The sequence below is a fragment of the Sphingobacterium gobiense genome (assembly GCF_002980575.1).
GTDB classification, from domain to species: Bacteria; Bacteroidota; Bacteroidia; order Sphingobacteriales; family Sphingobacteriaceae; genus Sphingobacterium; species Sphingobacterium gobiense.
This window is the reverse complement of sequence record NZ_PVBS01000001.1, coordinates 857,069-883,983: the sequence shown is the minus strand read 5'-3', so window position 1 is coordinate 883,983 and position 26,915 is coordinate 857,069. Positions and strand designations below refer to the sequence as shown.

The following is a 26,915-nucleotide window of genomic DNA, read 5'->3' as shown; positions in this document are numbered from 1 at the left end:
GCACTCAATTAATTTTTTATAGCGCCGGTCGCAGGAGTAGTTTTTTTGTTTACGTCATAATCAATCCGGACATGATAAATACTTTTTAACATCGATTTAAAAATATCAGATACCGCGGTGATGTCGCGCATCGTAATATCAGAATTAATAAATTGGCGCTGGGTGATTTTATACTCCACAATTTTGTCAACCAGATTGTTGATGGATTCTTCTGTAGGTTCTTTCAAAGCTCTAGAAGCTGCTTCCACGGAATCAGCAATCATCAATACGGCAGTCTCTTTTGAGAAGGGTACCGGCCCTGGGTATTTAAATATGCTTTCGTCGACTAGTTTATCTGGGTTATTCTTGATAGCCTTGTTGTAGAAATAATCAACCTTTGTCGTGCCATGGTGTGTACGTATAAAGTCGATGATAACTTCAGGAAGTTGATTTTTCTTAGCCATCTCAATACCTTTATGCACATGTGATATGATGATTTGTGCAGATTGCTCAGGCGTCAGCTCTGCATGGGGATTAGTATCAGTCTTTTGATTTTCAATGAAGAATAAGGGGTTTGACATCTTTCCAATATCATGATATAACGCTCCTGCACGGATTAATAGTGGATTTCCACCGATTTTATAAATTGCCGCCTCCGCAAGGTTGGCGACCTGTAGTGAGTGTTGAAAAGTTCCAGGTGCTTTCAGTGAAAGTTCTCTTAGCAAACGGGAATTGCTATTCGTCAATTCCATCAAAGTTAGATCAGAAACGATACCAAATAAACGTTCGAAAGCATATATTAGCGGATAAGCTAAGAGCGTTAGCCCAACACTAACGACGAAAGGAATAATATCTGCCCAATAAACGGAGCTTATCGATCCATTTCGTGTTAACACTAAGCCTATATACGCTATGATATACGTGCCTAAAATGATCAGGGATGAAATTAAAAACTGCTCCCGTTTTACCAAAGTTCTGATACTGTAAATAGCAACCATACCTGCCATGAATTGTAGAAAAACAAACTCAAAGCTATTGGGCACGAATAGTGCAGCCAATAGGACCATTAACAAATGGATATTCAAGGCTACGCGCGTGTCAAATAATACCCTAAAGATTATAGGGACGCTGCAATAAGGGATATAATAAAGATTGGGAATTTTCATATTGATCGCCCAAGACAATACGCCTAGCATACACACGATGACGATTAAAATAATAAATAGTAGTCTATTGCTCTCAAAAATGGTCGATCGGAAAAAATAGAGGAATACCATCAGAAGGGATACACACATCGAAATGACGACAAACTGACCGAGCATAACGTACCCTCGGTTGCCGCTAATCCGAGCTTCGTCTTCAAAAACTTTACGTAAGGAAGCTAATTTCTGATAAGTTTCATTACTGATGATCTTGTCTTTTTCGGCGATAAGCTCTCCTTTTTGCACCATACCCCGAGTAATAGAGATATTTGCCAATGCGTTCTGTTCCGCTTTGTTTGTTAGGTTTTCATTGAAGATATAATTAATGGTGACGTAGTTCTTGAGTGTTTCTGCTAACCATGTCTTCCGATCTATTTTATTGTTTCTGGAAAGATTGTTTTGAATGTATTGATTGGCGGACTCAATGGTGAAAATATCGGCGGTATTCTTCTGTTGGGCTACATTGTCTTGAATCAGTGTGAAATTATACTGACTCTGTGCTCTGTCTACCTGATCAGCGTCCATGCCTTTGTTTTGATAACGGTTGTTCAGCGAAATAATCCCCCTATTATAAACGTAATTAAGAAGGGCATTTCCTACTGATTGATACGTTTCGATATTTTGGCTGGACAGCGAATCCATATTAGCAATTTGCCACTTCTCTGCAAGGTCCGCGTTAAATTGGTCGATTTGTTCTTTGCTAGCACTGGCATTTAAGTTATAAATGGGTTGAACGGTCTTTAGTATCTGTTCTTTATCTCTGTTGAGCTCTTCTTGCGTTTTTAAGATGGCAAAATTATAAGGAGACACGAGGTTCTCATGATTCCACACTTTCCCTTTTTCAAATTCGTAACGAAAACGCGGTTGTTTCGGTAAGAAAATGCAAATCAATACAATTGCCAGAATAATCATGGCAAATTTCACTATAAAAGAATTGTTTTGATTCTTGTCGCGAATGTAATTGATCTTGAGTTTTGCCACTTGCCTATTTTTTTTATGCTAAAAATATAATTTTACAACAAATGTACTATTTATTAAGGAATCGTTTAACGTATTAAAATACGATTTTACTCGCATAATAGTTTTAGACTTCCGTATCTTTGCTGAAAAGTATTTTAAAAAGAAATATGCCTACAACAAAACATCTGATAGCCCCATCTATTCTAGCTGCTGATTTTGCGAAGCTTTACGATGATATACAAATCGTAAATAACAGTGAAGCAGATTGGTTCCACATAGATATTATGGATGGTGTCTTTGTCCCCAATATCTCTTTTGGTTTTCCGGTTATGCAAGCTATCGCCAAACATGCTACAAAACCGTTAGATGTACATTTGATGATTGTGGACCCAGATCGTTATCTAAAAAACTGTAAAGATTCTGGAGCGGCTGTTATTACAGTACATTATGAGGCGTGTACACATCTCCATCGAACACTGACGGCTATTAAAGAGCTGGGGTGCAAAGCAGGGGTAGCATTGAATCCGCATACGCCAGTGAGTTTATTGAAAGATGTTATTGGGAATATTGATTTAGTGTGTATTATGTCTGTTAACCCGGGTTTTGGAGGGCAGAAGTTTATTGAGCAAACGTATGCTAAAATAAAGGAACTCCGATATTTATCTTCGGAGATAAATGATTCTCTGTTAATTGAAATCGATGGCGGGGTCGGTATAGATAATGCTGCGAAGCTGATAGAAGCAGGAGCTGATGTGTTAGTTGCGGGAAGTAGTGTTTTTTCTGCTGTGGATCCTACAAAAGCTGTTCGACAGTTGAAAAATATAGGGCCGATAGCATCGCATATTTAAGTTGTTTGGATTTATTCCAAATTAGGGTTTGGAGTGGTTTAAATCTACTTAAAAAGTATTCTTTTTGTATTTTTGCTCTGATTAAAATTTGGACAACTGATTTAGTTTTAATAAAGTACATCAAATAATTATTAAATAAATGGCTTTTGATATAGAAATGATCAAGAAGGTCTATAGCCAGTATGACGAGCGCATTGCTGCTGCACGTCAAGTGGTTAATAAGCCTTTAACTCTTGCTGAGAAAATTTTGTACGCTCACTTATGGGCAGGAAATGCAACCGAAGCTTATGAGCGAGGTGCCTCTTATGTAGACTTTGCTCCGGACCGTGTTGCTATGCAAGATGCTACAGCGCAAATGGCGTTGCTGCAATTTATGCAAGCCGGACGCCCTAAGGTGGCAGTGCCTTCAACTGTTCACTGTGACCACTTAATTCAAGCAAGGGATGGAGCGGAGCAGGATTTGACACGCGCAAACAACGAAAGTTCAGAAGTATTTAATTTCTTATCTTCCGTATCAAACAAATATGGCATAGGGTTTTGGAAGCCTGGAGCAGGTATCATTCACCAAGTAGTCTTGGAAAACTATGCTTTTCCTGGTGGAATGATGATTGGAACGGACTCCCATACGGTGAATGCCGGTGGTTTAGGGATGGTTGCGATTGGTGTTGGTGGGGCTGACGCATGTGATGTAATGGCAGGCTTACCTTGGGAGTTGAAATTTCCAAAACTAATTGGTGTTAAATTGACCGGCAAGCTATCTGGGTGGGTTGCGCCGAAAGATGTTATATTGAAAGTGGCCGGGATTTTGACGGTGAAAGGTGGCACTGGTGCTATTGTTGAGTATTTTGGTGAAGGAGCAGAATCTTTATCATGTACTGGTAAAGGTACAATTTGTAATATGGGGGCGGAGATTGGAGCAACAACTTCTACCTTCGGTTATGACGAATCTATGGATCGCTATCTAAGATCTACAGGTCGCGCTGACGTCGCAGATGCGGCAAATGCTATCAAACAGCATCTAACAGCAGATCCTGAAGTTTACGCTAACCCAGAGCAATATTTTGATCAGTTAATCGAGATTGATTTATCAGCGTTGGAACCTTCTTTGAATGGTCCTTTCACGCCAGATCTATATACACCGGTATCGCGTATGCGTGAAGAAGCAGAAAAGAATGGTTGGCCTGTAAAGGTTGAGTGGGGCTTGATCGGGTCCTGTACAAACTCCTCTTATGAAGATTTGTCTCGCGCCGCTTCTATCGCTAAGCAAGCTATTGATAAAGGATTGGTCACAAAAGCCGAGTTTGGTATTAACCCAGGGTCTGAGCAAGTGCGTTATACAGCAGATCGTGATGGTTTGCTAAAAACATTCGAAGACCTGAACGCTACAATCTTCACAAACGCTTGCGGTCCTTGTATCGGTATGTGGGATCGAGCGGGGGCGGATAAACAAGAGAAAAATACCATTGTTCACTCGTTTAATAGAAACTTTGCAAAACGAGCTGACGGCAACCCAAATACGTATGCTTTTGTAACTTCTCCGGAAATGGTGGCTGCAATCGCTATCTCGGGTAATCTAGGATTTAATCCGGTGACGGATACATTAATCAACAAAAACGGTGAGCAAGTGAAACTCGATCCACCAACAGGTGACGAATTGCCATCAAAAGGCTTTGATGTCGAAGATCCGGGTTATCAAGCACCGGCAGTAGACGGTTCTTCTGTATCGGTAAATGTATCGCCAACGTCTGATCGTCTTCAATTATTAGAGCCGTTTCCTGCATGGGAAGGAACTGACCTTTTTGGATTGAAATTATTGATAAAAGCAAAAGGGAAATGTACTACGGATCACATTTCGATGGCAGGTCCTTGGTTGAAGTATCGAGGCCATTTGGATAACATCTCGAATAATATGCTTATTGGCGCAGTTAATTTCTTTAATGATAAAACCGATTTCGTTAAGAATCAATTGACTAATGAATATGCTGCTGTGCCGGCTACACAACGTGATTATAAAGCTGCGGGTATCGGTTCGATTGTGGTCGGCGATGAAAACTACGGTGAGGGATCTTCTCGTGAACACGCTGCGATGGAGCCTCGTCATTTAGGTGTACGCGCCGTGTTGGTCAAATCTTTCGCCCGTATTCATGAAACTAACTTGAAAAAGCAAGGTATGTTAGGACTGACGTTCGACAATAAGGACGATTACGATAAAATCCAGGAAGATGACACCATTGACATCCTTGGCTTAACAGAATTTGCACCAGAAAAACCATTGACGCTCGTCTTACACCACGCGGATGGCACACAAGATAGTATTTTGGTTAATCATACATACAATGCGCAGCAAATAGAGTGGTTTAAAGCAGGGGGGGCATTGAATATTATCCGTGCGAATCAAGCAAATAAAAATTAAATAAAGTATACAAGTGCAAAAGCCGCGGTTCTTCAAACGGACCGCGGCTTTTTTATGATCTTTTACTGATTTAAAATTCGTCTATCTTTTTACGAAGGGAATTTTATAAGGGATTACCGTTAAAATAAAAAGAAAAAACCTGCTAATCAAATGATAGCAGGCTTATATAGGTACGCCAATCAGGATTCGAACCTGAGACCGACGGTTTAGAAAACCGTTGCTCTATCCAGCTGAGCTATTGGCGCCTCCTTTTCGGTGCAACAAAAGTAGGCAATTGCGCTTATTCTGCAAAATAAAATGATTATTTTTTGTTAAAGCAAGATTAACTGATTGCACGCCAAAGGTATATTTTCTTGTAGCTAAAATGTATGTTGAGGAATGATTTGCTTATAGGTTGAAAATTTGAAATAAAGTTTTGGATAAAAGAGAAAATTTGTACTTTTGTCGCGGAGAGTTGGCAGAGTGGTCGAATGCGGCGGTCTTGAAAACCGTTAACTGTCACAGGTTCGGGGGTTCGAATCCCTCACTCTCCGCAGAGCTTCAATCCAAAGATTGGAGCTTTTTTAATTTCTAAAGCATTTTTAGCCGCTGCCTGAGGGACGAGAACCCGCAGATTCGACTCGAAGAGAGTTCAGGGCTGAGTATGGGGCTTGCGGGGCTGAACCAATCCCTCACTCTCCGCGGAATAGTCCCTTATTGAAAGATAAGGGACTTATTGTTTTAAGGCGGATAGGACTCGAACGGAAGGGACGGCCGCGAGACGTGATTTTGAAAGGTTTTTGGCAATCATGTCGGATTTTCCTTTTCTATTCTATTCGGTTATATTATATTTGAGGCTTACTATTTTGTACGAATTTATTATGCTAAAAACCCTCAGAAATTTTATTGATTCTCCAACTAGTGGGGGGATAATCTTATTTATTTGTGTAGTCGTATCATTAACTCTTGCCAATTCCCCGCTCGGCGACCCATTTGACAGATTATTGAATACATCGCTTGGATTTGAAAATGACGCGGTACACTTAAAATATTCAGTCGCCCTTTGGATAAACGACGGCTTGATGGCGATTTTCTTCCTCTTGGTCGGATTAGAGATAAAAAGGGAACTGGTAAGTGGGGAACTGTCTACCCCTCGGCAGGCTCTACTTCCTATACTTTGTGCTTTTGGTGGTGCTATTGTACCTGCAGGTATATACATTTTTGTTAATCAAGGAACGGAAACAGCAAGCGGATGGGGCATCCCTATGGCAACAGATATAGCATTCGCATTAGCCGTCGTTGCGATGTTGGGCAAAAGGGTTCCTGCGTCATTGAAGATATTTTTAGCCGCGTTGGCTATAGTAGATGACCTTATCGCCATCCTGGTCATAGCAGTCTTCTATTCTGCTGAGCTACACACGGTGTATTTAGGATATGCGGCAGCCATACTAGCGCTGCTCTTTGTTTTTAACAGGATGGGAGTCAAGTCGTTGGCATTTTATCTCGTTCCAGGTTTGCTTATCTGGTACTTTATCCACCATTCAGGTATTCATGCCACTATTGCAGGGGTATTGACAGCGATGACCATCCCGTTGGCCACTAAGGGGAAGGATGAACCTCCCTTATTAAAGTTGGAGCACGCGTTAACTACACCGGTGAATTTCCTGATCGTTCCTGTATTTGCCCTTGCCAACACCAATATTCGGTTTGAGGACGGTATGTTGGAAGGTCTGATTTCACCATTGGGTATAGGAATCATATTAGGACTTATGCTGGGTAAACCCATTGGTGTATATTTAATGACAAAGTTAGCAATCACGTTGCGGATCGGTTCTTTGCCTCAAGGAGCGTCATGGACACAGATTATTGGAATTGGCCTTTTAGCGGGTATAGGTTTTACGATGTCTATCTTTATCGCTCTACTGTCCTTTTCGGATGATCTCCTTATCGCTGAAGCTAAATTTTCTATTTTAGTGGCTTCATTGCTTTCTGGAGTTATTGGATACGTTCTATTGAACAAGGCAAAGGCATCGACACCGACGAATAACACCTAACGAAAAATAATAGATGAAGAAAATAGCGTTACACTGGCAGATATTGATAGGGATTGTCGGAGGTATATTGTTAGGGGCATTGTGTGTCCAATTTGATGGTGGAAAGGAGTTTGCCTCTGATTGGATAAAGCCCTTCGGCACTATTTTTATTAATCTATTGAAGTTGATTGCTATACCGCTAATCATCGTATCATTGATTAAAGGTGTTTCCGATTTAAAAGATGTGACACAGCTTTCCAGTCTTGGACTTCGCACGTTTGGCCTATATATCCTGACTACGTTCATTGCTGTTACTATTGGCCTGGGAATGGTTAATCTTATTGAGCCAGGGAACTTTATTTCTGACGATACCCGACAAGAGATGTTACAGTCGTTTGGCGGAGAGGTAGGGGAAAAAGTGGAACAAGCTAACGAAGTAAAAAGTAAAAGAGGACCCTTACAAGTAATAGTCGATATTGTTCCGGATAATATCTTTCATGCGACAACGTCAAACGGCAATATGCTTCAAGTTATATTTTTTAGTCTTTTGGTTGGAATTGCAATGATATCATTGCCAATGAATCAAATACAAGGGCTTAAAAACGTACTCGATTCAGGATATAATGTCGTCCTAAAGATCGTTGATATTATAATGATGTTCGCGCCTTACGGAGTGTTTGCCCTTATTATCACGCTTATAGCAGAGGCTCCCTCAATAGATATGTTTAAGGCTTTGGGCATGTACGCTCTTACCGTAATAGGTGGTTTGTTGGTTTTGGTATACGGCGTGTATACGATAATTATTTATTCCTTTGGCAAGATGAACCCCTTTAAATTCTTTAAGGGCATTTTACCCGCGCAGCTTCTGGGTTTTTCTACGAGTTCAAGCGCCGCTACGCTACCTGTAACGATGGAGTGTGCAAAGGAGAACCTGCATATACGGAAAGAAGTATTGAGCTTTGTCCTTCCCGTAGGGGCTACAATTAACATGGATGGGACGTGCCTGTATCAAGGGGTCGCGGCAGTCTTTATCGCACAAGTAATGGGGTACGACCTTACTGTTGCACAACAGCTAAATGTAATCGCTACTGCAACACTAGCTTCTATTGGTGCTGCGGCTGTGCCAGGAGCGGGAATACTAATGTTAGTAATTGTATTGGAATCCATTGGTGTTAATCCTGCCGGTATAGCGTTGATTTTCGCCGTCGATAGACCATTAGATATGCTTCGGACAGCAACCAATATATCAGGTGATTCTATGGTTGCGCTATTAATGAATAGGTTTGGTATGGGCCGGACAACACTCCCACAAAATAATGCTACACATATAAAACCAAATGCAGAGGAATAGAGGAGAACAAAACCGGAATATACCTAAAAAACAAACAATAAGGAAGGAAATATGGGAAGCTATTTCATCTGCTTATAAGACCTTGGAAAATTGGGTTCGTCCCAAAAAAGATCAGCCGGTCCTTTTGCAGATTGTGATATTTATATTAAAACTCCCTATATTGTTTTTGTTATTGTTGTTCTCCCCGGTATTGTTAGTAGTATTGTTGCTCGTTTTTCTAATTGCGTTATGAATGTGAACCGAAAGCTAACGTTGCTTTTTACCGTATCTTCCGTTTTATTCTTAATGCACCAATATGTACAGAAAATAGCCAAGGTCTCCCTTCCAATGATCGACAGCTACCTTGATCCGACGTTGTTTATGCCCATCGTATTACCGTTGATAGGCTGGGAAAGACAACTGATTTATAAAAACCCGGGATATACCATACCATCATCGCACGTATTTGGATGTTTTCTACTGGTATCTGTCTTATTTGAAATAGTACTTCCTTTATGGAATGAAAGGATGACGGCTGATGTCTGGGATGTGCCTTTTTATGCATTAGGAGCATTAATTTATACGATAACGGCTAACGATTGTTGTCGGTCACTTTCCACAGACGTATCTTCCACCTCATAGATATGAGCGAGGGCAGGGGATCCCGAATGTATATCGAACGTCAGTATTATTCAAAGATGGATTATTTCGACGAAGGAACAGGTCCGACAATTTTGAGATTAAAGGAAAAAAACTTTAGCTTTACCACGCATTTTAAAATATTGTGAAGAAACGTTTCTATAACCCCGCGCAGTTATTCATTTCCAGCTTTTTGCTTCTGATTACGGCGGGTACTTGTCTGTTGAAATTACCTTGGGCATTACACCAACCATTGTCATGGATTGATGCGCTTTTTACCTCAACTAGTGCTGTTTGCGTAACAGGGCTGATCGTGGTAGACACGGCAACCCACTTTACATTTTTGGGGCAGCTCACTATCATGCTCCTCATTCAGGCAGGCGGTATAGGCATTCTCTCATTCGCTGCCTTGTTTAGTTATTTTCTCAAGGGAGGAAGTACCTATGAGAATCAATTAGCCGTGGGTGTTTATTCGAACACGCAGCGGATGTCGGAGGTTTTTGTGCTCCTCCGGCGAACGGTGTGGGTTACATTAGGTATAGAGATGATTGGGGCTGTAGGCATATTCTGGAGTTTGGGCGACAACACGGGAATGTCTTATGGCAGCCGTATATTTTATTCACTTTTCCATGCCATATCTTCTTTCTGTAATGCGGGATTTTCCACCATGTCGAATGGATTGATGGATGATGCCGTTGTGCATAATTACAGCCTACAGCTTCTTATATCCTTGATCTATATTTTCGGAGGGCTGGGATTTCCCATTGTGGTAAACGTTCTTCAGTATTTAAAGCATGTGTATAAACAGCTTATCGGAAAATGGACATTGAAGGGTCGCTTCCATCGTCCTTGGGTATTAAACATCAACAGTAAGATTAATTTGGTTACAACAGGTATCGTTACGCTATTTGCCACTTTAGTTATCTATATTAATGAGTACGGGAACGTGCTTGCTGCTCATGAGGGGGTTGACAAATTGGTCATTGCCTTTTCTACTGCCACGACACCGAGGACAGCCGGTTTTAACAGCATAGACTTTGGCGCGTTGCAGTTCTCGACGATTATCTTTATAATGCTGTTAATGTGGGTGGGAGCCTCTCCAAACTCTACTGGTGGAGGTATTAAAACCAGTACCTTAGCCGTGGCAGTCTTGAACATATTGAGCCTAGCCAAGGGCAAAGACCGGACAGAGGTTTTTGGGAGAGAGATTAGTACTATATCCATACAAAGAGCGTTTGCAACCATGTTCCTTTCGCTTTTCACCATAGGGATGGCAATTTTCTCGATTTCGTTTTTTGAGCCTACCCGTCCGTTGTTGGAAGTTGCTTTTGAGTGTTTTTCCGCCTATAGCACTGTAGGGCTTTCTCTCGGGGTAACAAGTGACTTTGTCACAGAGAGCAAAGTGATCTTAATTTTGACCATGTTTGTGGGAAGAGTAACGATGTTATCTGTACTCATCGCTTTCATCAAAAAAGTAAAATATACCCATTATCGGTACGCTCCTGAAGAGCTTACCATATATTAAGATTTATAAAACCGAGATATAGAGCATATCGATACGAAGAACATAGATACTTATGTCGAGCGCTCATTAATCATAATAAAAAAGCACAAAGATGAAATTTATCGTAATAGGATTGGGGAATTTTGGTTCTTCGCTAGCGGAGAAGCTAACAACGCAGGGTAATGAGGTTATCGGTGTCGACCAGCGAATAGAAAAGATTACGGCGCTTAAAGAAAAAATTACGCACACCGTCTGCTTGGATGCTACCGACGAAGTAGCATTCAATACACTTCCGCTAAAAAATACCGATGTAGTTATTGTAGCCATAGGAGAAGATGAAGGAGCTAATATAATGGTTTCTGCATTATGTAAGGAAGCACAAGTGAAACGTTTAATCAGCCGGGCCGTCAACCGTTTGCACGAAAAGGTATTGGGTGCATTAGGCATCACGGAGATTGCACACCCTGAAGAGGAATCGGCAGAACGATGGTCGAAGCGTCTGAGCATGACCGGGCTTATTGACTCCTTCGAATTGAACAGCAACTATTCCATAGTTGAAGTTGTTGTTCCAGACAAATATGTAGGAAAGTCGGTACAGGAAATAGGATTCCGTGAAAAGTACGAACTATTAGTATTAACAATATTGAAGAACACAGAACAACGAACATCTTTCGGAAAAAATATTGTTACGACTGTATTGCACGGTGTACCTCGTCCTGATACCGTATTGGAAAAAGGAGATATCTTAGCGATATACGGCTATAATGACCATATCAAATCATTCTTATAGCCTATTGCGCGTTAGCTAGTTAACGCATAAGTTATTACAGCGGTACCTACTAAAGCACAATAAATTGAAAAATAATAGAGTTTTGCGTTGCGAATCAGTTTGATCATCCAACTGCAAGCACACAGTCCAGCTAAAAAAGCTGCCAAAAACCCGAGACTCAAAGCTGGAATGGTCATCGTGTTCGCCTGCTCTATTATTTCGGATTGGTTTATTGAGGACGTTTCGAATATCTTTTTTATTGTTGCGCCAATAATAAGAGGTAACACCATGAGAAAGGAGAACCTTGCCGCTTTATCTTTATCGGTTCCCATGAGAAGAGCTGTCGAAATCGTCGTACCCGAGCGTGATAGACCGGGAAATACCGCAGCCAACATTTGACCGATACCGATAACAAAGGCCCTTACCGGATTTATAGCTTTTCCGTGGCTTCTTTTTTTACTTGCAAACAACAGTAAAAGCGATGTAGCCAGTAAAGAACATCCTACAATAAGAAGATTAGAAAACAATTGTTCCAACGTATCGATAAAGAAAAGTCCGACAATCACTGCGGGAACCATGGATACTAGTATAGATATGGTAAAGCTTAACGAATCATTTTTTCGAAACGCTAACAGGCCTTTAAAGATATTATAAATATCCTTTCGGAACACCACAAGCGTGCTTAGGGCCGTGGCGCCGTGCAGCATTACGGCAAACAGCAGATTATCCTCATCGCCGTAATCGAGCCCTAAGACTTCTTGAGCTATAATGATATGACCACTCGAAGATACAGGTAGAAATTCCGTCAATCCCTGTACAATACCTACAATAATCGCTTTTAAAAGATCCATTACGCTACTTATCTTGATTTATATAAGTGAAGATGGCAAATATACCTTTTGCCAATAAAAAACTGTGGCAAAGATAGACTTTCGATCCTGCAAAGCAAAACTAATCTTCTGTTGTCCTACTTTGTATAAGGTTGATACTATCACGTGGGAATTGGTTCTTCACCCATTGCCTTAGTTTATTTGCCTGTTCTTCCGCTAGTGTTTCTTTTGTTGCATATATAAATGCGATATGCTTAGATACGCTATCGGGGTCTACATATCGACTTTGAACGCCTATACTATAATCTTCTATCTCGGGAAAGAGAATGGATAGGTCACTTTGAAGCCTTCCGTTGTCCAGTTCATAACTTGCTAGTTTATTATTCAGCGCACGGATGGTTAGATCTTTTTCGTTGACGGATATATTTCGTTGATTGATTTCGTTCAAAATACTTGACCGTATGTCAAGACTGTCCTGTCGTATAATCAACTCTGTATTTTCGATACCAAAAGATTTCATAGACTGCGAAAGTGCATCGATCTCTCTGTTACTGAATTTTTTTGCCAAAAAGGCGAGTTCCAGCTGCTTGGGCGAACGGTTTTGCAGGAGCCGTTCATAAATGATCGTATACCCCTTTTCGGTTAGCTCCTGTTGAATAAAAAGTTCAACCTTGTTCGTGTATTTTCGTTGTTGTAACATGGTGTAGGCAAAGTAAAGGCTTGGGCCTACTAGTATTAATGTGATGACTGTTATCATCTGTGTAATGCGCTTCTCCCGTTGCTTATCCACGTAATGCATCTTAGGATAACGGAGGTATTTAACAATAACGAATGTCGCCAGACAGATAAACACACAGTTTATGATATAAAGGTACAATGCTCCTGCGAAATAGCTTAGGTTTCCAATGGCAAGGCCGTAACCCGCTGTACAGAGAGGGGGCATCAATGCAGTAGCAATTGCTACCCCCGGTATGGGATTACCTTTATTTACCCTAGTAATGGCGATAACGCCAACAACTCCACCGAAGAAAGCGATAAGTACATCGTAAATATTTGGGGAAATGCGTGCCAGGAGTTCCGATTGTGCTTCTTTAAAAGGGCTGAGAGTGAAATATAGAAACGACACAACAAGACTAATTCCTGTCGCTATCAATAGATTCTTGATTGACTTTTTCAGGAGCGGAAAATCAAATGTCCCTAGCGCAAATCCTGCTCCCACAATTGGTCCCATAAGTGGGGAAATTAACATGGCTCCAATAATGACGGCAGTCGAATTTACATTCAGCCCGATCGACGCAATCACGATGGCACAAGCCAGAATCCAAGCATTAGAACCACGAAAGGAGATATTGGTGACAACACTCTCCAGCACAGTTTCCTTTTTATCTTCCCCCTGGTGGAGATCAAAGAAACGTAAAAAATTTATCATCATATTTTTCGCTACACCTTAAGATCAAAAATCCGTTTAGCCTTCTTTTCGGATGTGGATATCTCGTTGAGGAAAGGGAATCTCCACGCCGGCATTATCCAGTGCAGCTTTACAATCGATGATCAATTGTTCATTCATGGTCCAGAAGTGTTCGTTAGAAGTAGTCACTCGTATCGATAGATTGACGGCACTGTCTCCAAGCTCGGTAACGACAACTTGGGGAGCTGGTTCTTTCATTGCATATTCATTTTTATCGATTACAGCTAACAATAATTCCTTTGCGTCTTTTAAATTAGTACCATAAGATACGCCTATGTCAAACCATGTTCGTCGCGTCCCGAGCTGGGTGTAATTGGTTATACTGCTATTCGACATCGGCCCGTTGGGGACGACAACCAGTTGGTTTTGTGGGGTAGTAAGTTTTGTGTTAAAAATATCTATCTCTTGTACGGTACCTGATACGCCTATGTCGGATGATATATAGTCTCCAATTTTGAAAGGTTTGAGCACCAAAATCAATACTCCTCCAGCAAAATTTGCCAATGACCCCTGTAGCGCTAATCCAATGGCTAGTCCGGCTGCACCGATCATAGCTACAAAAGCAGAGGTCTGGATACCAAGCTGGGTAACCACTACAATAAATAGAAGAATGTTAAGTCCCCAGTTGATAAGGTTGAGGAGAAAACGTTGAAGCGATATATCCATCTGACGTCTTTGAAATGCCTTCTCCGCCATCCTTTTTATAAACCTGATTAACCAAGAGCCGATCAAGTATATGAGGAGAGCTGAAATAAATCCTATTAGGATTCTCGGAGCCCATGCAATAGCCGCGGAAACAAAATTATCCCAATGTTGCTGAATATCATTAAATTCTAGATTATTCATTTTAGATGTTTTATAAAGTTCAAAATTCAATATTGTGTTTCGTCGGAAATATAGGAAAAAATATTTAAATCTTGATAAAATCACGCTGTACATTCGTTTTTGTAATTTTTAAGTTTTCCGTTTGTTTCTGGTAGACGGGAGGTTAGTATTGTATGTTCTTCTTTTGTAACTTCGTAGAATACGAGGCCATGATTGTGGCTGGTGTTGAAAAGATTATTATAATGGTACATAAACATACTTATGACATACAGGGCCGACAATACTGTTGCTCGCAGGAAGAAAACACACACATTAAAGCAGGTGTGAAAGAAACTTTACAGGATGATAGTTGTTGCAGTACAGCGCATGCTTCAAAAGAATACAGAAATGATGGGCGTCAGCCTGCAAGTCATAACAATAGTATTTTCAAGATGTTTCTGCCTGCGCTCATTTCTACGACGCTATTGCTTACGGGGCTTGTCATGGATTATGGGTGGATGCAGACATGGTTTACAGATGGAGTTAGGACTATTTGGTATGTGATCGCCTATATTCCCGTAGGTTTGCCTGTGCTCAAAGAAGCCGTAGAAAGCATAAGGAAAGGGGATATCTTTTCGGAGTTTTTTCTAATGGGTCTCGCAACAATTGGTGCGTTTGCTATTGGCGAATATCCGGAAGGGGTTGCCGTAATGTTATTTTATAGTGTCGGTGAAGTGTTTCAAAGTATGGCCGTTTCGAGAGCGAAGTTAAATATCAAATTACTGCTTGACCAAAGGCCTGATAAGGTGTTGGTTTTAAGAAATAAAGAGCCAGAAATGGTAAACGCGGAAACGGTAGATATAGACGAAATTATAATGCTAAAACCTGGTGAAAAATTGGGTTTGGATGGAATACTGTTATCTAATTCTGCCTCATTCAACACCGCTGCACTCACGGGAGAAAGTAAACCTGACACCAAGCGTAAAGGAGAAACTGTTTTAGCGGGGATGATAAATCTAAATACTGTCAGTCAGGTAAAGGTTACAGCGGTGTATACCGATAGCAAATTGAGTAAGATTTTGACGTTGGTGCAACATGCTACTTCGCAAAAGGCACCAACGGAATTATTCATCCGTAAATTTGCAAAAATCTACACACCTATCGTCGTATTCCTCGCAGTCGGAATCGCGATCCTACCTATATTGTTTGTTTCGGATTATGTTTTTACCGATTGGTTATATAGGGCTTTGGTGTTCTTGGTTATTTCTTGTCCTTGTGCGTTGGTTATTTCTATTCCTTTGGGATATTTTGGTGGTATTGGGGCCGCTAGTAGGAGTGGTATCTTAATAAAAGGTAGTAATTTTTTAGATACGCTGGCCAATATCCAAAACGTGATAATGGACAAGACGGGAACAATGACCAAAGGTATTTTCAAAGTCCACGACGTGAATTTTAGTGCGGATTTTGAGGAACGAGAGATTCTTCAAATGGTCAATGTCTTAGAAAGCCATAGCACGCACCCCATAGCAACTGCTATTCATGAATATGTCGGAAAACCAAACAATGAGATCAAGTTGGAAAATACAGAAGAGATTGCAGGTCAAGGAATAAAAACGACTATCGGAGGAAAAGACCTGCTGGTTGGCAATTTCAAACTGATGGAGAAATTTGGAATCCAACACGACTTAAACCCCAACAGTATTGTTTATACGACTATTGCCGTCGCTTACGATAATAAGTTTGTTGGTTACATCACGATTGCTGATAGTATCAAAGCGGATTCCAAGTTAACTATTGATAAATTGAAATCGCTTGGTGTAAAACCAACCATGTTGAGTGGAGACAAGAGCACGGTTGTCAAGCATGTTGCTGAAAGCCTTGGAATTTCAAATGCTTTCGGCGACTTGTTGCCGGAAGATAAAGTAAATAAGGTAAAGGAAATCAAAACGCTAGGCGAAAGTGTTGCTTTTGTTGGAGATGGTCTTAACGATGCTCCGGTAATCGCCCTGAGCGACGTCGGTATCGCTATGGGTGGACTAGGAAGCAATGCGACGATCGAAACAGCAGATGTAGTTATCCAGGACGATAAACCGAGCAAGATACCTATGGCGATTTACATTGGTAAACAAACCAAGAAAATCGTTTGGCAAAATATTGGATTGGCTTTTGGTATAAAAGCCATTGTTCTGGTTCTCGGAGCGGGCGGATTAGCGACAATGTGGGAAGCGGTGTTTGCCGATGTCGGCGTAGCATTATTAGCCATATTGAATGCTATACGGATACAACAGATGAACTTTTAAAAAGGGTTAATCATAAAAAAAGGAAACAACACCATCGTATTGTTTCCTTTAGTACCTAGGGCGGGAATCGAACCCGCACTCCCTTAACGGGAACAGGATTTTAAGTCCTGCGTGTCTACCAGTTCCACCACCTAGGCAACTGAGCGAAAGACGAGATTCGAACTCGCGACCCCAACCTTGGCAAGGTTGTGCTCTACCAACTGAGCTACTTTCGCTTGCGACGATGCAAATATAGACAGAAAATTTTATTCCAAAAATTATTTTGACGCTTTTTAATGCGACTGTTGCTAACCGTCTAAAAATGTGCGTAATATTTTTCTTACTGAATCTTTAAAATGGACGTTGATAGCTAATTGGTGTAATATTTGCTTATTTTTGTCGAAGATCAATATTTGTTATGAGACGATTCTATCCGTTTGTTTTGGTGTTTATGAGCGTTATCGGCATACTAGAAAAAGGATATGCCGACACCTATCCCGAAGTTGTCTTCGACAATAGTTTGGTAAAAGGGGTCTATGCCAAAAGTAAAGTAAGCTATCAAGGACGTTCGTGGGTCGAGAACTTGAACCATCACCTATTAGTGTCTGATACCTTGTTCTTCACGCCGGGCAATGCACTTTCCTTGCAATATAAGTCTGCACTGGAAGGCGAGTGGCAGGTAGATTTACAATATAGCCGTCAAAAGCTCAATTATCAGATTGAACGGTCAGACCATCTCGTGCTAAAATTGTTTATCAAGTCCGAAAATACAACAGCGCATCACCTGCCAAAAATTAGTGTCCAACAAAAAGATTCCGAAACGAACGAGTTGGAATTAGCGTCTTATATAAAGAACTTTGACTACAATAAATGGATAGATGTGCGGATTCCAATAGCCGATTTGAAAAATTTACATGTCAAGGAATCCATTACAGGATTACGCTTTACCCAGAACCGGGCGGGTGACGGGACGCATCATCTGTTTATTGACCAAGTAGAATTTCTGTCAAAAAGCGTATCACGAGTAAAACTTTCTTCTCCCGCGATCCTTTCGTCTGCTATTGCGTATGACAAACAAGTCCGTTTACAATGGCAGTTGCCGTTGACGCCCTCTATCCGTTATATAAAAATATATCGATCAGAAGACAATAAGGTGTTTAAGGGAGTTGGCATACGTCCGGTATCGATGCAAGGCTGTTTAGATTACGTTCCGGATCTCAACAAAACCTACTATTATAAGATTGCATGGGTAGATTATAATTATGAGGAATCACCGTTCTCCGAAGTAAAGGAAGTAAAGACGAAAAAACTAGATGAAACCGGATTATTAGACTTGGTACAGGAAGCGCATGTCAATTATTTTGCGGAGAATTACGACATCAATAGTGGTATGTATTTGCCATTTCGGATGAAGGAACGTGCTGTCGTATCGGTTAAAGAAAGTGGAAATGCGATCTTAAGTCTTATCGTGGGGGTAGAAAAGGAGCGGATCAACAGATCATTAGCATTGAACCGCATTTCCCGTATGGTATATTTTTTAACAAAAGCACAGCACCATCTGGGCATCTTTCCTGCATATTTCGATGGGCGTACCGGCTTACCCGAACACCGCAATAATGAAGCAACCTATGACGTATTGGCGACGTCTTCCATGATAGAAGCATTATTGGTGGCCCGTCAATATTTTTCAAAGGATGACGATATCGAAGCGGATCTGCGAAAAAGAATAACTACACTTTGGGAAAATATTAAATGGAATGAATTAGTAGCAGATGGATACAACGATGTGTTGGTAGAAAAAATTGCAATGGCAGGTTTAACGGAACATTATCCGACACTTGGAGGCATAAATGAGTCAATCAATGCTTACCTGCTGGCGATGAGTTCACCGAAGTATGCGATCCCGCTTTCCGCTTACGAAAATGGGATAAAAAATATAGATTTGACATATTCATCGGATTATAATAAAATGGATAGCCTTGCGAAAGATACGATTTCTACTCTTATGCGGAGCTTCCGGTTTGCCGTCGATCCGCTTCGAAACAGGCCAACGGATATGGCTAATAGAGTTTCTATCTTTCAAGATACTATCCTATATGGGGAGCGTCTTCTGTTTGGATTTTCAGGATCGACTTTATTGAATCTATATAAACCGTTTTTCACTATTGATCCCAAGTTATTAAGAGACAAAAACGTCAATTATGAACAAGCTTTACGCAATTATATTCAAGTGCGGAAACGCCGCGATAATGAAATAGGGGTAGGGTCTACCAGTTCCGATATCTGGGGATTCTATCAACGTATGGACAGCGTCGGAAGCTATCGTATCAACCCCGCCATTGCACCATCGTCTATGTTTATTTTAAACGAAGAAGGTAAGAAAGCCGTATTAGCGTTGTACGACAATTATGGTGAGAACTTTTTTACAGAGTATGGATTCCGCGCTTGGCTCGATTTACGAAACAACGATGTATCGGATGAATATTTTGCCACGAACCAAGCGGCTATTACCGTTTGCATAGAAAATGCACGGTCTGGACTGATATGGAATTTGTACAAAGAAATACCGGAAATCAAAGCATTGTTAACGAAGCTATTTGGAACGGCCGAATAAAAAGAGACTTTAGGCTTGAATATCGAAATTTTGTAATTCATCGCCTTTAAAGACCGATTTATTAAGATGAAAATTACTATCTTTACAGCGTAACTTAAAGCAAATTTCATGAAATATCTAGGTACTGCCGCGTTTTCACTTATTGTTGCTCTTGGTGTAACATCTTGCAAACAACAAGCCATTATGGTTAATCCTGGAGCTGTCGTCTCTAAGGATGGAACTGACGACGGCTTAAAAAATGTGAAGGGGGAGTTTAAAGACGCTACGCGTACGGATGAAGGGATTAAATTTACGCTTTCTTCCGACCTACTGTTTCCAACAAACTCATCTTATCTTACGGATAAAGCAAAGGTAGAATTGAGTAAATTATCAAAACTGATGATTAACGACACCGCTAGAAAGGTACGTGTAGATGGCCACACCGATGCGACAGGAACAGCAGAATACAATCAATGGTTGTCTGAAAAAAGGGCCACTTCGGTTAAGAAATTCTTGGAAGATGCAGGTGTATCATCATCTCGTATCATTACGCAAGGTCTTGGACAAACCAATCCGGTGGCAGATAATAAAACACCGGAAGGCCGTCAGAAAAATAGACGGGTAGAGGTGATTATTTTGAACTAACTTTTATTTCTGCTCAAACATCTTCGTATTAGCGGAAATATAATAGTTTTTGTATCGGATGATGTCACGGGAGTTTGTAATATATTTTACTGCGGCGGTTTTAAATAGGTAGGCAGTGGCCCGCTCTTCCATCGTACGAAGAAAAAACTCAAATTCTTTGTAAAGTTCTTTTCGCACCTCGCTTGTGAATTTGCTGTTTTTCACAATGCCTAAAAATTGTTCATTATCGATTTTGAATGTTACGCTATTCATACTATCTCGATAAAAGTACAATAACGGCGTACGTAATTCATCCATAAAAATAGCAAGACTGACCTCGTCCTCCTGTATTTTGATGACGTAAGCATAAAAATGTACTGTGCCAATTTTTTGATCATCTATAGCAATTAGTTTAGTAAACATAAAACACGTCGTAGGTTCCGGTTAAAAATACGATTTATTATTTTTATTTTTTTTCTTTTTACATATTAAATCGACGTTAAAATAAATTAACAACTAATAACTTATTGATTTATAGCGTCATTTGCTTAATAGTTTAAGTTTGACTATATTTGTGTTTTCAAACGGTAAGTCTGTCTGGGTAACCTAATTTGCCCTTAGCAAATACGACTCGTCTGCAGACACACGCCAATCACAAAGAATTTAAACAATAAAAAAGAAACGATATATGATGCTATTAGCAACTGATTTGGATGGAACATTTTTAGGAGGAAGCATGGAAAGCAGATTACGTCTGTATCGCCTGATCAAACAATCACCCGACATACAGCTTGTATTTGTTACAGGACGTGGTTTAGAATCAGTCATTCCATTACTCAATGATCCAATCCTTCCAAAACCTAATTACATCATTGCTGACGTAGGCGCAACTGTGGTTAATGGGTTAACATTAGAGGCCATCGAACCTATACAAGGTGATATTGACGGCAAATGGCCATCTCCATATGCGATACGTTCGAGCGTGCTAGAGAAAACGGACGTCGCTTATCAAGAAGTTCCGCAACAACGACGTTGCTCGTTTTATTACGGCGCGGAGACAGATTTATCTCCGATTTATGAGATAGCACAGCGCTTCGATTGCGATGTTATTACATCGGTTGATAGATATCTTGATATATTACCTAGGGGCGTGAATAAGGGGAGCACCTTGAAAGCATTAATTGAACATTTACATATTGACGAAAGCAATGTATTGGTAGCAGGCGACACCCTTAATGATCGCTCTTTGTATGATACGCTGTATAGCGGAGTGGTTGTCGGAGAAGCTGAAGCGGCGTTACTCGAGCATACGGCTGATTATAAGAACGTCTACCAAGCCACTAAACCCGGTGCAGGGGGGATTATCGAAGCAATGGGACACTTTGAACGTTTCCGCAAATATACGGATGCGACGGATATGTATAAATCTCTGCAATCCCGTAAGGGCTCGAACCAATTAGTAATGGTTTACCACCGATTGCCTTTTGAACGGGATGTTGTTAACGGGGAAACAATAAGAGTCCCTCCGAAAAGTCCAAATGGCATTATCCCCTCGTTACTCGGTTTATTTGAAAAGGGACGGTCCGGTATTTGGATTGGAGAGGAAGTTAAACAAGTAGATAGTGCAGATGTTCCAAATCAGTTGATTGACGAAGACAAATATCCGAATTTAGTGGCGGCTACAATTAGCCTTTCCAAAGAGGACATTGATCAGTTTTATCGCGTATTTTCCAAAGAAGCTTTCTGGCCCATGATTTTCTCTTTTGTAGACAAAGCAAAGTTTAATCATGACGATTGGGAACACTACCTAAAAATCAACCGAATCTTTGCCGAACGCATTGCCAAAGAGGCTGATCAAGACGCGCTGGTATGGATTCACGAATATAATTTATGGATGGTTCCTGCATACCTAAAGCCACTTCGTCCGGATCTAAAGATTGGTTTCTTTCATCATACATCGTTTCCTGCGGCCGATATTTTTAACATCATTCCCTGGCGTAAGGATATCATAGGCAGTTTATTGTTATGCGATTTCATAAGCTTCCACATTCCACGTTACGTAGAGAACTTTATCGATGTGTTACGTTCTCACACACCGTTTAAGGTGGTTAAGCGAATTAATACGGCAAAACAATTTTTGACCTATAGTTGCGCATTGGGCGTAAGCCAAATGACTAAAATTATTGAGATTGATGGTCGCCAAATACGGCTAGGCGCATTACCCGTTGGAGTAAATATGGGTAAGATACGGTCTGTTTTGAAACAACCCGGTATAAAAAAAGAAATATCCGCTGCGCTTACTAATAAGTCCGGCGGAATGAGCACTATCCTCTCCGTTGAACGCTTGGACTATGTAAAAGGTCCGTTGGAGAAAATTCAAGCATTTGGTGAATTTCTTGAGGAGTACCCGGAATACCATGAAAAGGTAGAGCTGATAAACGTCTGCACCCCGCCGTCGCAGGGTATGAAAATATATGATGACATACGTGATGAGGTTAATCGTGCCGTAGGAGAAATCAATGGGCGCTTCGCTACCATGAACTGGGTGCCTATTCAATATTTTTATAGATCGTTGCCTTTTGAAGAAGTGGTGAGACTCTATGCGATCAGTGACATTGCCTGGATTACACCATTAAGAGATGGACTAAACCTTGTTGCAAAAGAATATGTAGCGGTACAAGGCATAATAAAAGGTGCAGGCGTCTTGGTATTATCCGAATTTGCGGGTGCATCGGTTGAACTACCCTATACTATTCTAACAAACCCCTACGATATGAGAAGTATGAAGGAAAGTTTACTGAAAGCGCTGCTCATGCCCGAGGACGAAAGGGCGACTCGCATTAATAGGCTATATGATCAAGTGAAATATTATGATATCCACTATTGGGGAAAAGATTTTGTAAGGGAACTGGAAAAGAGTGTGAAATAGACATAGCAATAAAGACGGCTTTCCAAATATGGCAAGCCGTTTATTTGCTTTTTCGTTTTTCCACTTCGTTTTCTATATGATCTAAAACAAGAGAAGCATAATCCACATTATTCAGTTTAGACGCTAAATTGAGGCCGCCGGGACTAAAGACATTGATTTCCATTATTTTATCTCCTACGATATCTAACCCAACGAAATACATACCGTCTTCCTTTAGCTTCTCCGTAACTTGAGCGACGGTAGCAAAGATGGTTTCGTCAACATGTGCCTTTTGTGCCGTTCCGCCTTGGTGGATATTACTCCGGATATCACCTTTTTGCTGTATTCGGTTGACACCGGCATATTTCCCCGCTATCTGTATAGGATCACCATTCAACAGGAAAAAACGGATATCGCCGTTAGCAGCTTCTGGCAGGTACTCTTGTGCAAGCAAATAGCCATCGCGTGTGATGACTTCTACGGTCTGCTTCAGGTTGTGCCGCTCATCCTTCTTCACCAGAAAAACATTTTTTCCGCCAGATCCTGTTAACGGCTTCAAAATGATTTGATGGTCTTGGTTGTCCAAGAAATTGACGACATCATTGTAGGAACGGGTAATCATGGTTTTAGGACGAATTTTTTTGGAAAAGTATTCTAAATATAATTTATTGGTTGCCTCTACCAGCTTGTCGGGATCGTTTATAACCCAGGTTCCTTGTCGCTTGATAAGTTGTGCGAACTGTAAAGCAGTGGGAGGTGCCCAAGGACGGTTGAGCATATCTATGACAGGGTCGTAGCGAATCCAAAGGACATCCATTTGCGTGGCATCTATATATTGCTTTTCCTTTTTGCGTATCATTTCCAAGAAACCTTCTTGACTTTCTATACTTTCTGATGGTTCTATCACGCGACAATGGGCACCGATATTATACTCGTTGTGATAGGTGAAGTCAGCCAGACCGATATAAAATACCGTATGCCCACGTCTATATGCGTTAAAAGAAAGAAATGTGGTCGTAAAGTTGCTTTCCTCTTTGTGGGTCTGGTTGATTAAAAATGCGATGTTCATATTTCCTTTATTAATTTTAGTAATTAATCATTTTAAAAATACTGGCAAATTGATTTAAATCTTTTAATTTATCCGTATAAGGCTCGTGTAAATAACGGGGTTTGATGCGCGGATGCCGTAATACACCGCGTTGAATTAAATCATGCACAATAGGCAAATAGTCTTCCCGGATCTTTCCGATGGTAAGTAAATTCAGATCTTTGCCTTCCTGTATATATTGGATAAGTTCTTTGAATCCCTGTAGATAGGCAGTGTCTTTCGTTAGTCCGCCAGAACGATATACACGCATCGCTATGGTGAAAGAGGTGTTGGTACTAAAGTGATATTCTTCGTGTAGCATGTCAAACGTTTCGACAAATGAATATCCTAATAGCATGTGTTGTACAGCAATAACACGTCCCGCCAATATGCGCAGTCGTTGGTTTGTAAGGCCATCAACCAGGTATTCGGCAAGAACGGCAAGTCCTTCCTGCAGCTGCTCGTATCCAGGAACACCTAGTCGGAAAAGACTAAAAGGCTGCTCTTTTCCGTTGAAATACGTAATAATGTGGGTACCCACTTCATGTTGGATAAGCGCGATAGCTCTCCGCCTACTTATTCTGTATTGTTTACTGATATTCAGCACGCCGTGGTTCACCATAACCCCGGCGATATCATCGCGGACACGTACACTGGTTTTGAAGGTTGGCGATTGTTGTTGAAGAAAAGCTATTTCCTCTTCTGCTAGTCGGGCAAAAGCCTTAGCATCGAGATATTCTTCTTCCGATTCTTGCCTTTCTGACTGCGTTATACTATCAATAGCGGTAAGCATGGCTTTTGCCAGTCCATATAACTGCTCATCCACATTGCCAAAAACCATCAGGCTTCCGTATTTGAAATCTGACGTGCCGCGAGAGGCGAGCATCGTCATCATATCATCAAGCTCTCGCCGTTTGTCTCTGAAAAGATAGGCTATCGTCGGGTCATAGATATCTTCGATACGCAGATTATATAAGTTTCTCTTTACAATATCCGGATCAATCGGAATGGGTCTGTAATGAAAAACCGGCGTCTTTCTGTATTTATCCTTTTTGAATTGCAACCATGCTTCGTGAGAATTGGTAGGTGTAACGAGGAGTAAGAAATCAAACTTCTGACTCTCTTTCGCTAACGCGCGATCTATTTCGTATATCTCCGCGTTAAGTCGCTCCTGACCTTTCATTTTAAACTGGGCTGCCTGTGCTGTTGTATACAACCGTACAAATTCAAAGAATAGCCGTGACAGGCCTTTTGCTAAAGACTCTCGAAAAGCCCGTGCCAACAATGGTAAGTGCACGCCTTCTATATTCTCGTATCGCTTGCGAACAGAGATGCCGAGAGCGATGACGATATTTTTTTTTGTATCATCTGTGTTGACCAAAAGTGGAAGCCGAGGTGGACGTGGTAACTTCGTTTCTCTCTTGAGTTCGACGAGGAATTCAGGCGCCTCGGTCTCTATATTTTTCTTTAAGTATTCTGCCAGTACCAGTGCATTTTTTTGCGAGAGATGAATGGCGATATCAGCATCCTGGTCTTCCGGGGCACTCCATACTTCGATAAGTAAACAGGTGCCAAATTCTTCCGCAAGTGCTGTTGCCAGCTTTGGAACCCACAAACTTACCGGATCGTCACTATTATTTGGCAAGAATACCGCACTGGCTAATTCGGATTTTGTTAGCTCCGATAACATACGATCTTTACCCGAATCGGGTATACGGTATATAAATAGATAAGGGACTATTTTATTAAAAATAATCTTTCCTTTATTTGGGACTTGTTTATGTATGGGCGTTCTTTCTTTAATTGCCCGTAATAGTTGAGGCAATATTTTATCGTTAAACTCCATATATGTCTAGTTTTTGCAGATCTTTTAAGGTGTAGAGTAATAACTGTTTGTATTCGAGAATAACAGGTTGATAAGGAAGGCCCGTCCATTCGTTCATAAAATCTTTTCGGAATTCGATGGATAAAACACAACCCTGGTCACCAAATTTGTCGAGAATATGTTGTGCTAAATACCCGCCTTTAAACTTTACGTTCTCTCGAATATCAATAGCTTCATCCAAAAGTCGCTGGCTACGTACGCTCTCCATAAACCTATCGATCACTGGTCGCCATTTTTCTGTATTGTATCGGGTGCCTAGGTTTATCTGCGGATTGGCGTGCTTATCTATGGGTTGCTTTTCGTTGATTCGTTGCGCATTATAGGAATGTACATCAAGGACAACAAAAAAGTGATGCTTATCAATGGTGTGTTGTATATAGCTGTCTACCTGTTTATAGAAATTCTTGTAGTCATCATAGAGCTGTTGTAAAATGGTAGATGGTAGCGTATCTTTCCAAACCTCCAATCCCCAAGCCTGTTCTGGTCGAAGGTATACGGAATCTTCTTCCTTACGGTTGACGTCCAGCTGAAAACGTGAAGATCCTACAAAAAGTTGGTTGATTGGCAATTCTGCCATTGAGGCGGTATACGGATCTTCTTCTCTCAAACGTTGCGTTTCATCCAACAGCATAAAATGCTCGACAGTAGGATCAATTTGATGCCCGTCGTGAACAGCAAAAGCCCAGAAAGGACTGTCAGCAAGGTGTACGCTGTATTGAAAAAATGACGTCATAGTTGTTCTCTCTTTTGATAATAATAACATGTTAATCGACAAATAGTT

19 protein-coding genes and 4 tRNA genes are annotated in these 26,915 nt (G+C 40.9%); 12 read left to right on the top strand and 11 right to left on the bottom strand.

All coding sequences use genetic code 11. The features are described 5' to 3' along the window. Positions 1–8: 8 nt before the first annotated feature. Positions 9–2,162, bottom strand: a complete 2,154-nt coding sequence (locus C5749_RS03980) for an HD family phosphohydrolase (protein ID WP_105723210.1) — start codon at positions 2,160–2,162, stop codon at positions 9–11. A 146-nt stretch (positions 2,163–2,308) separates the two neighbouring features. Here C5749_RS03980 and rpe point away from each other — a divergent pair, with 146 nt between their 5' ends. Further along, complete coding sequence (gene rpe / locus C5749_RS03975; RefSeq protein ID WP_105723209.1) at positions 2,309–2,989, top strand: ribulose-phosphate 3-epimerase; 681 nt, start codon at positions 2,309–2,311, stop codon at positions 2,987–2,989. Between the two features lie 139 nt (positions 2,990–3,128). Continuing rightward, entirely contained in the window at positions 3,129–5,402 is a 2,274-nt protein-coding gene (locus tag C5749_RS03970) for an aconitate hydratase (RefSeq protein ID WP_105723207.1), read from the top strand. Positions 5,403–5,573: 171 nt separating this feature from the next. On the opposite strand, the gene C5749_RS03965 is transcribed toward C5749_RS03970, so the two are convergent. Next, a tRNA-Arg gene (locus tag C5749_RS03965) sits at positions 5,574–5,647 on the bottom strand. A gap of 203 nt (positions 5,648–5,850) precedes the next feature. On the opposite strand from C5749_RS03965, the gene C5749_RS03960 reads away from it, so the two are divergent. The 6 genes from C5749_RS03960 to C5749_RS03930 all read left to right on the top strand — a co-directional run bounded on the left by C5749_RS03960 (position 5,851) and on the right by C5749_RS03930 (position 11,677). Beyond that, positions 5,851–5,935: transfer RNA gene (locus C5749_RS03960), tRNA-Ser, on the top strand. Positions 5,936–6,262: 327 nt separating this feature from the next. Beyond that, entirely contained in the window at positions 6,263–7,435 is a 1,173-nt protein-coding gene (gene nhaA, locus C5749_RS03955; protein ID WP_105723205.1) for a Na+/H+ antiporter NhaA, read from the top strand. A gap of 13 nt (positions 7,436–7,448) precedes the next feature. Then, positions 7,449–8,765, top strand: coding sequence for a dicarboxylate/amino acid:cation symporter (locus C5749_RS03950; RefSeq protein WP_105723203.1), 1,317 nt, complete (start codon positions 7,449–7,451; stop codon positions 8,763–8,765). Between the two features lie 234 nt (positions 8,766–8,999). Continuing rightward, the gene (locus tag C5749_RS03940) at positions 9,000–9,386 is read left to right on the top strand and encodes a hypothetical protein (protein WP_181151268.1); all 387 of its coding nucleotides are present in this window, start codon (positions 9,000–9,002) and stop codon (positions 9,384–9,386) included. Positions 9,387–9,528: 142 nt separating this feature from the next. Continuing rightward, positions 9,529–10,908 carry a TrkH family potassium uptake protein gene (locus C5749_RS03935; protein WP_219847890.1) on the top strand — a complete coding sequence of 460 codons (1,380 nt, stop codon included), beginning with the start codon at positions 9,529–9,531 and terminating at the stop codon, positions 10,906–10,908. A 91-nt stretch (positions 10,909–10,999) separates the two neighbouring features. Continuing rightward, positions 11,000–11,677 (top strand): potassium channel family protein, encoded by a 678-nt coding sequence (locus C5749_RS03930; RefSeq protein WP_105723195.1) that lies wholly within the window; start codon positions 11,000–11,002, stop codon positions 11,675–11,677. Between the two features lie 11 nt (positions 11,678–11,688). Here C5749_RS03930 and C5749_RS03925 read toward each other — a convergent pair whose 3' ends face one another. The 3 genes from C5749_RS03925 to C5749_RS03915 form a co-directional block, all read right to left on the bottom strand. Then, positions 11,689–12,507, bottom strand: a complete 819-nt coding sequence (locus tag C5749_RS03925) for an undecaprenyl-diphosphate phosphatase (RefSeq protein ID WP_105723193.1) — start codon at positions 12,505–12,507, stop codon at positions 11,689–11,691. Between the two features lie 100 nt (positions 12,508–12,607). After that, a complete protein-coding gene (locus C5749_RS03920; RefSeq protein ID WP_245893610.1) occupies positions 12,608–13,918 on the bottom strand; it encodes a TIGR00341 family protein in 1,311 nt (436 codons plus the stop codon). A gap of 33 nt (positions 13,919–13,951) precedes the next feature. After that, complete coding sequence (locus C5749_RS03915; protein ID WP_105723191.1) at positions 13,952–14,800, bottom strand: mechanosensitive ion channel family protein; 849 nt, start codon at positions 14,798–14,800, stop codon at positions 13,952–13,954. Between the two features lie 221 nt (positions 14,801–15,021). On the opposite strand from C5749_RS03915, the gene C5749_RS03910 reads away from it, so the two are divergent. After that, entirely contained in the window at positions 15,022–17,058 is a 2,037-nt protein-coding gene (locus C5749_RS03910) for a heavy metal translocating P-type ATPase (protein ID WP_105725189.1), read from the top strand. Positions 17,059–17,110: 52 nt separating this feature from the next. Here C5749_RS03910 and C5749_RS03905 read toward each other — a convergent pair. Both C5749_RS03905 and C5749_RS03900 read right to left on the bottom strand, forming a co-directional pair. After that, positions 17,111–17,195 (bottom strand) — tRNA-Leu (locus C5749_RS03905). A gap of 5 nt (positions 17,196–17,200) precedes the next feature. Beyond that, positions 17,201–17,273, bottom strand: a tRNA-Gly gene (locus tag C5749_RS03900). Between the two features lie 182 nt (positions 17,274–17,455). On the opposite strand from C5749_RS03900, the gene C5749_RS03895 reads away from it, so the two are divergent. Both C5749_RS03895 and C5749_RS03890 read left to right on the top strand, forming a co-directional pair. Beyond that, positions 17,456–19,651 carry a glucoamylase family protein gene (locus tag C5749_RS03895; protein WP_245893609.1) on the top strand — a complete coding sequence of 732 codons (2,196 nt, stop codon included), beginning with the start codon at positions 17,456–17,458 and terminating at the stop codon, positions 19,649–19,651. Positions 19,652–19,759: 108 nt separating this feature from the next. After that, entirely contained in the window at positions 19,760–20,275 is a 516-nt protein-coding gene (locus C5749_RS03890) for an OmpA family protein (RefSeq protein WP_105723189.1), read from the top strand. A 3-nt stretch (positions 20,276–20,278) separates the two neighbouring features. Here the strand turns inward: C5749_RS03890 and C5749_RS03885 are convergent, their stop codons facing one another. Further along, the gene (locus C5749_RS03885) at positions 20,279–20,677 is read right to left on the bottom strand and encodes a hypothetical protein (protein ID WP_105723187.1); all 399 of its coding nucleotides are present in this window, start codon (positions 20,675–20,677) and stop codon (positions 20,279–20,281) included. Positions 20,678–20,942: 265 nt separating this feature from the next. Here C5749_RS03885 and ggpS point away from each other — a divergent pair, with 265 nt between their 5' ends. After that, complete coding sequence (gene ggpS, locus C5749_RS03880) at positions 20,943–23,183, top strand: glucosylglycerol-phosphate synthase (RefSeq protein WP_245893608.1); 2,241 nt, start codon at positions 20,943–20,945, stop codon at positions 23,181–23,183. A 40-nt stretch (positions 23,184–23,223) separates the two neighbouring features. Here the strand turns inward: ggpS and C5749_RS03875 are convergent, their stop codons facing one another. Genes C5749_RS03875 through C5749_RS03865 form a run of 3 tightly spaced genes read right to left on the bottom strand, consistent with a single transcriptional unit; the run spans position 23,224 to position 26,867 of the window. Beyond that, positions 23,224–24,231: an ATP-grasp domain-containing protein gene (locus tag C5749_RS03875; protein WP_105723185.1), complete on the bottom strand. Its 1,008-nt coding sequence runs from the start codon at positions 24,229–24,231 to the stop codon at positions 23,224–23,226. A gap of 16 nt (positions 24,232–24,247) precedes the next feature. Next, complete coding sequence (locus tag C5749_RS03870) at positions 24,248–26,095, bottom strand: peptidase MATCAP family protein (RefSeq protein ID WP_105723183.1); 1,848 nt, start codon at positions 26,093–26,095, stop codon at positions 24,248–24,250. Beyond that, positions 26,085–26,867 carry an N-formylglutamate amidohydrolase gene (locus C5749_RS03865; protein ID WP_181151267.1) on the bottom strand — a complete coding sequence of 261 codons (783 nt, stop codon included), beginning with the start codon at positions 26,865–26,867 and terminating at the stop codon, positions 26,085–26,087. Before C5749_RS03865 ends, C5749_RS03870 begins: the two co-directional genes overlap by 11 nt. Between the last annotated feature and the right edge of the window lie 48 nt (positions 26,868–26,915).

Excerpts from the sequence above, each read along its gene's own strand:
- C5749_RS03920 (WP_245893610.1), bottom strand. The coding sequence starts at position 13,918 with ATGATGATAAATTTTTTACGTTTCTTTGATCTCCACCAGGGGGAAGAT.
- C5749_RS03930 (WP_105723195.1), top strand. The coding sequence starts at position 11,000 with ATGAAATTTATCGTAATAGGATTGGGGAATTTTGGTTCTTCGCTAGCG.
- rpe (WP_105723209.1), top strand. The coding sequence starts at position 2,309 with ATGCCTACAACAAAACATCTGATAGCCCCATCTATTCTAGCTGCTGAT.
- C5749_RS03865 (WP_181151267.1), bottom strand. The coding sequence starts at position 26,867 with ATGACGTCATTTTTTCAATACAGCGTACACCTTGCTGACAGTCCTTTC.
- C5749_RS03890 (WP_105723189.1), top strand. The coding sequence starts at position 19,760 with ATGAAATATCTAGGTACTGCCGCGTTTTCACTTATTGTTGCTCTTGGT.
- C5749_RS03925 (WP_105723193.1), bottom strand. The coding sequence starts at position 12,507 with ATGGATCTTTTAAAAGCGATTATTGTAGGTATTGTACAGGGATTGACG.
- C5749_RS03895 (WP_245893609.1), top strand. The coding sequence starts at position 17,456 with ATGAGACGATTCTATCCGTTTGTTTTGGTGTTTATGAGCGTTATCGGC.
- C5749_RS03870 (WP_105723183.1), bottom strand. The coding sequence starts at position 26,095 with ATGGAGTTTAACGATAAAATATTGCCTCAACTATTACGGGCAATTAAA.
- nhaA (WP_105723205.1), top strand. The coding sequence starts at position 6,263 with ATGCTAAAAACCCTCAGAAATTTTATTGATTCTCCAACTAGTGGGGGG.
- ggpS (WP_245893608.1), top strand. The coding sequence starts at position 20,943 with ATGATGCTATTAGCAACTGATTTGGATGGAACATTTTTAGGAGGAAGC.
- C5749_RS03915 (WP_105723191.1), bottom strand. The coding sequence starts at position 14,800 with ATGAATAATCTAGAATTTAATGATATTCAGCAACATTGGGATAATTTT.
- C5749_RS03970 (WP_105723207.1), top strand. The coding sequence starts at position 3,129 with ATGGCTTTTGATATAGAAATGATCAAGAAGGTCTATAGCCAGTATGAC.
- C5749_RS03885 (WP_105723187.1), bottom strand. The coding sequence starts at position 20,677 with ATGTTTACTAAACTAATTGCTATAGATGATCAAAAAATTGGCACAGTA.
- C5749_RS03875 (WP_105723185.1), bottom strand. The coding sequence starts at position 24,231 with ATGAACATCGCATTTTTAATCAACCAGACCCACAAAGAGGAAAGCAAC.
- C5749_RS03950 (WP_105723203.1), top strand. The coding sequence starts at position 7,449 with ATGAAGAAAATAGCGTTACACTGGCAGATATTGATAGGGATTGTCGGA.
- C5749_RS03910 (WP_105725189.1), top strand. The coding sequence starts at position 15,022 with ATGGTACATAAACATACTTATGACATACAGGGCCGACAATACTGTTGC.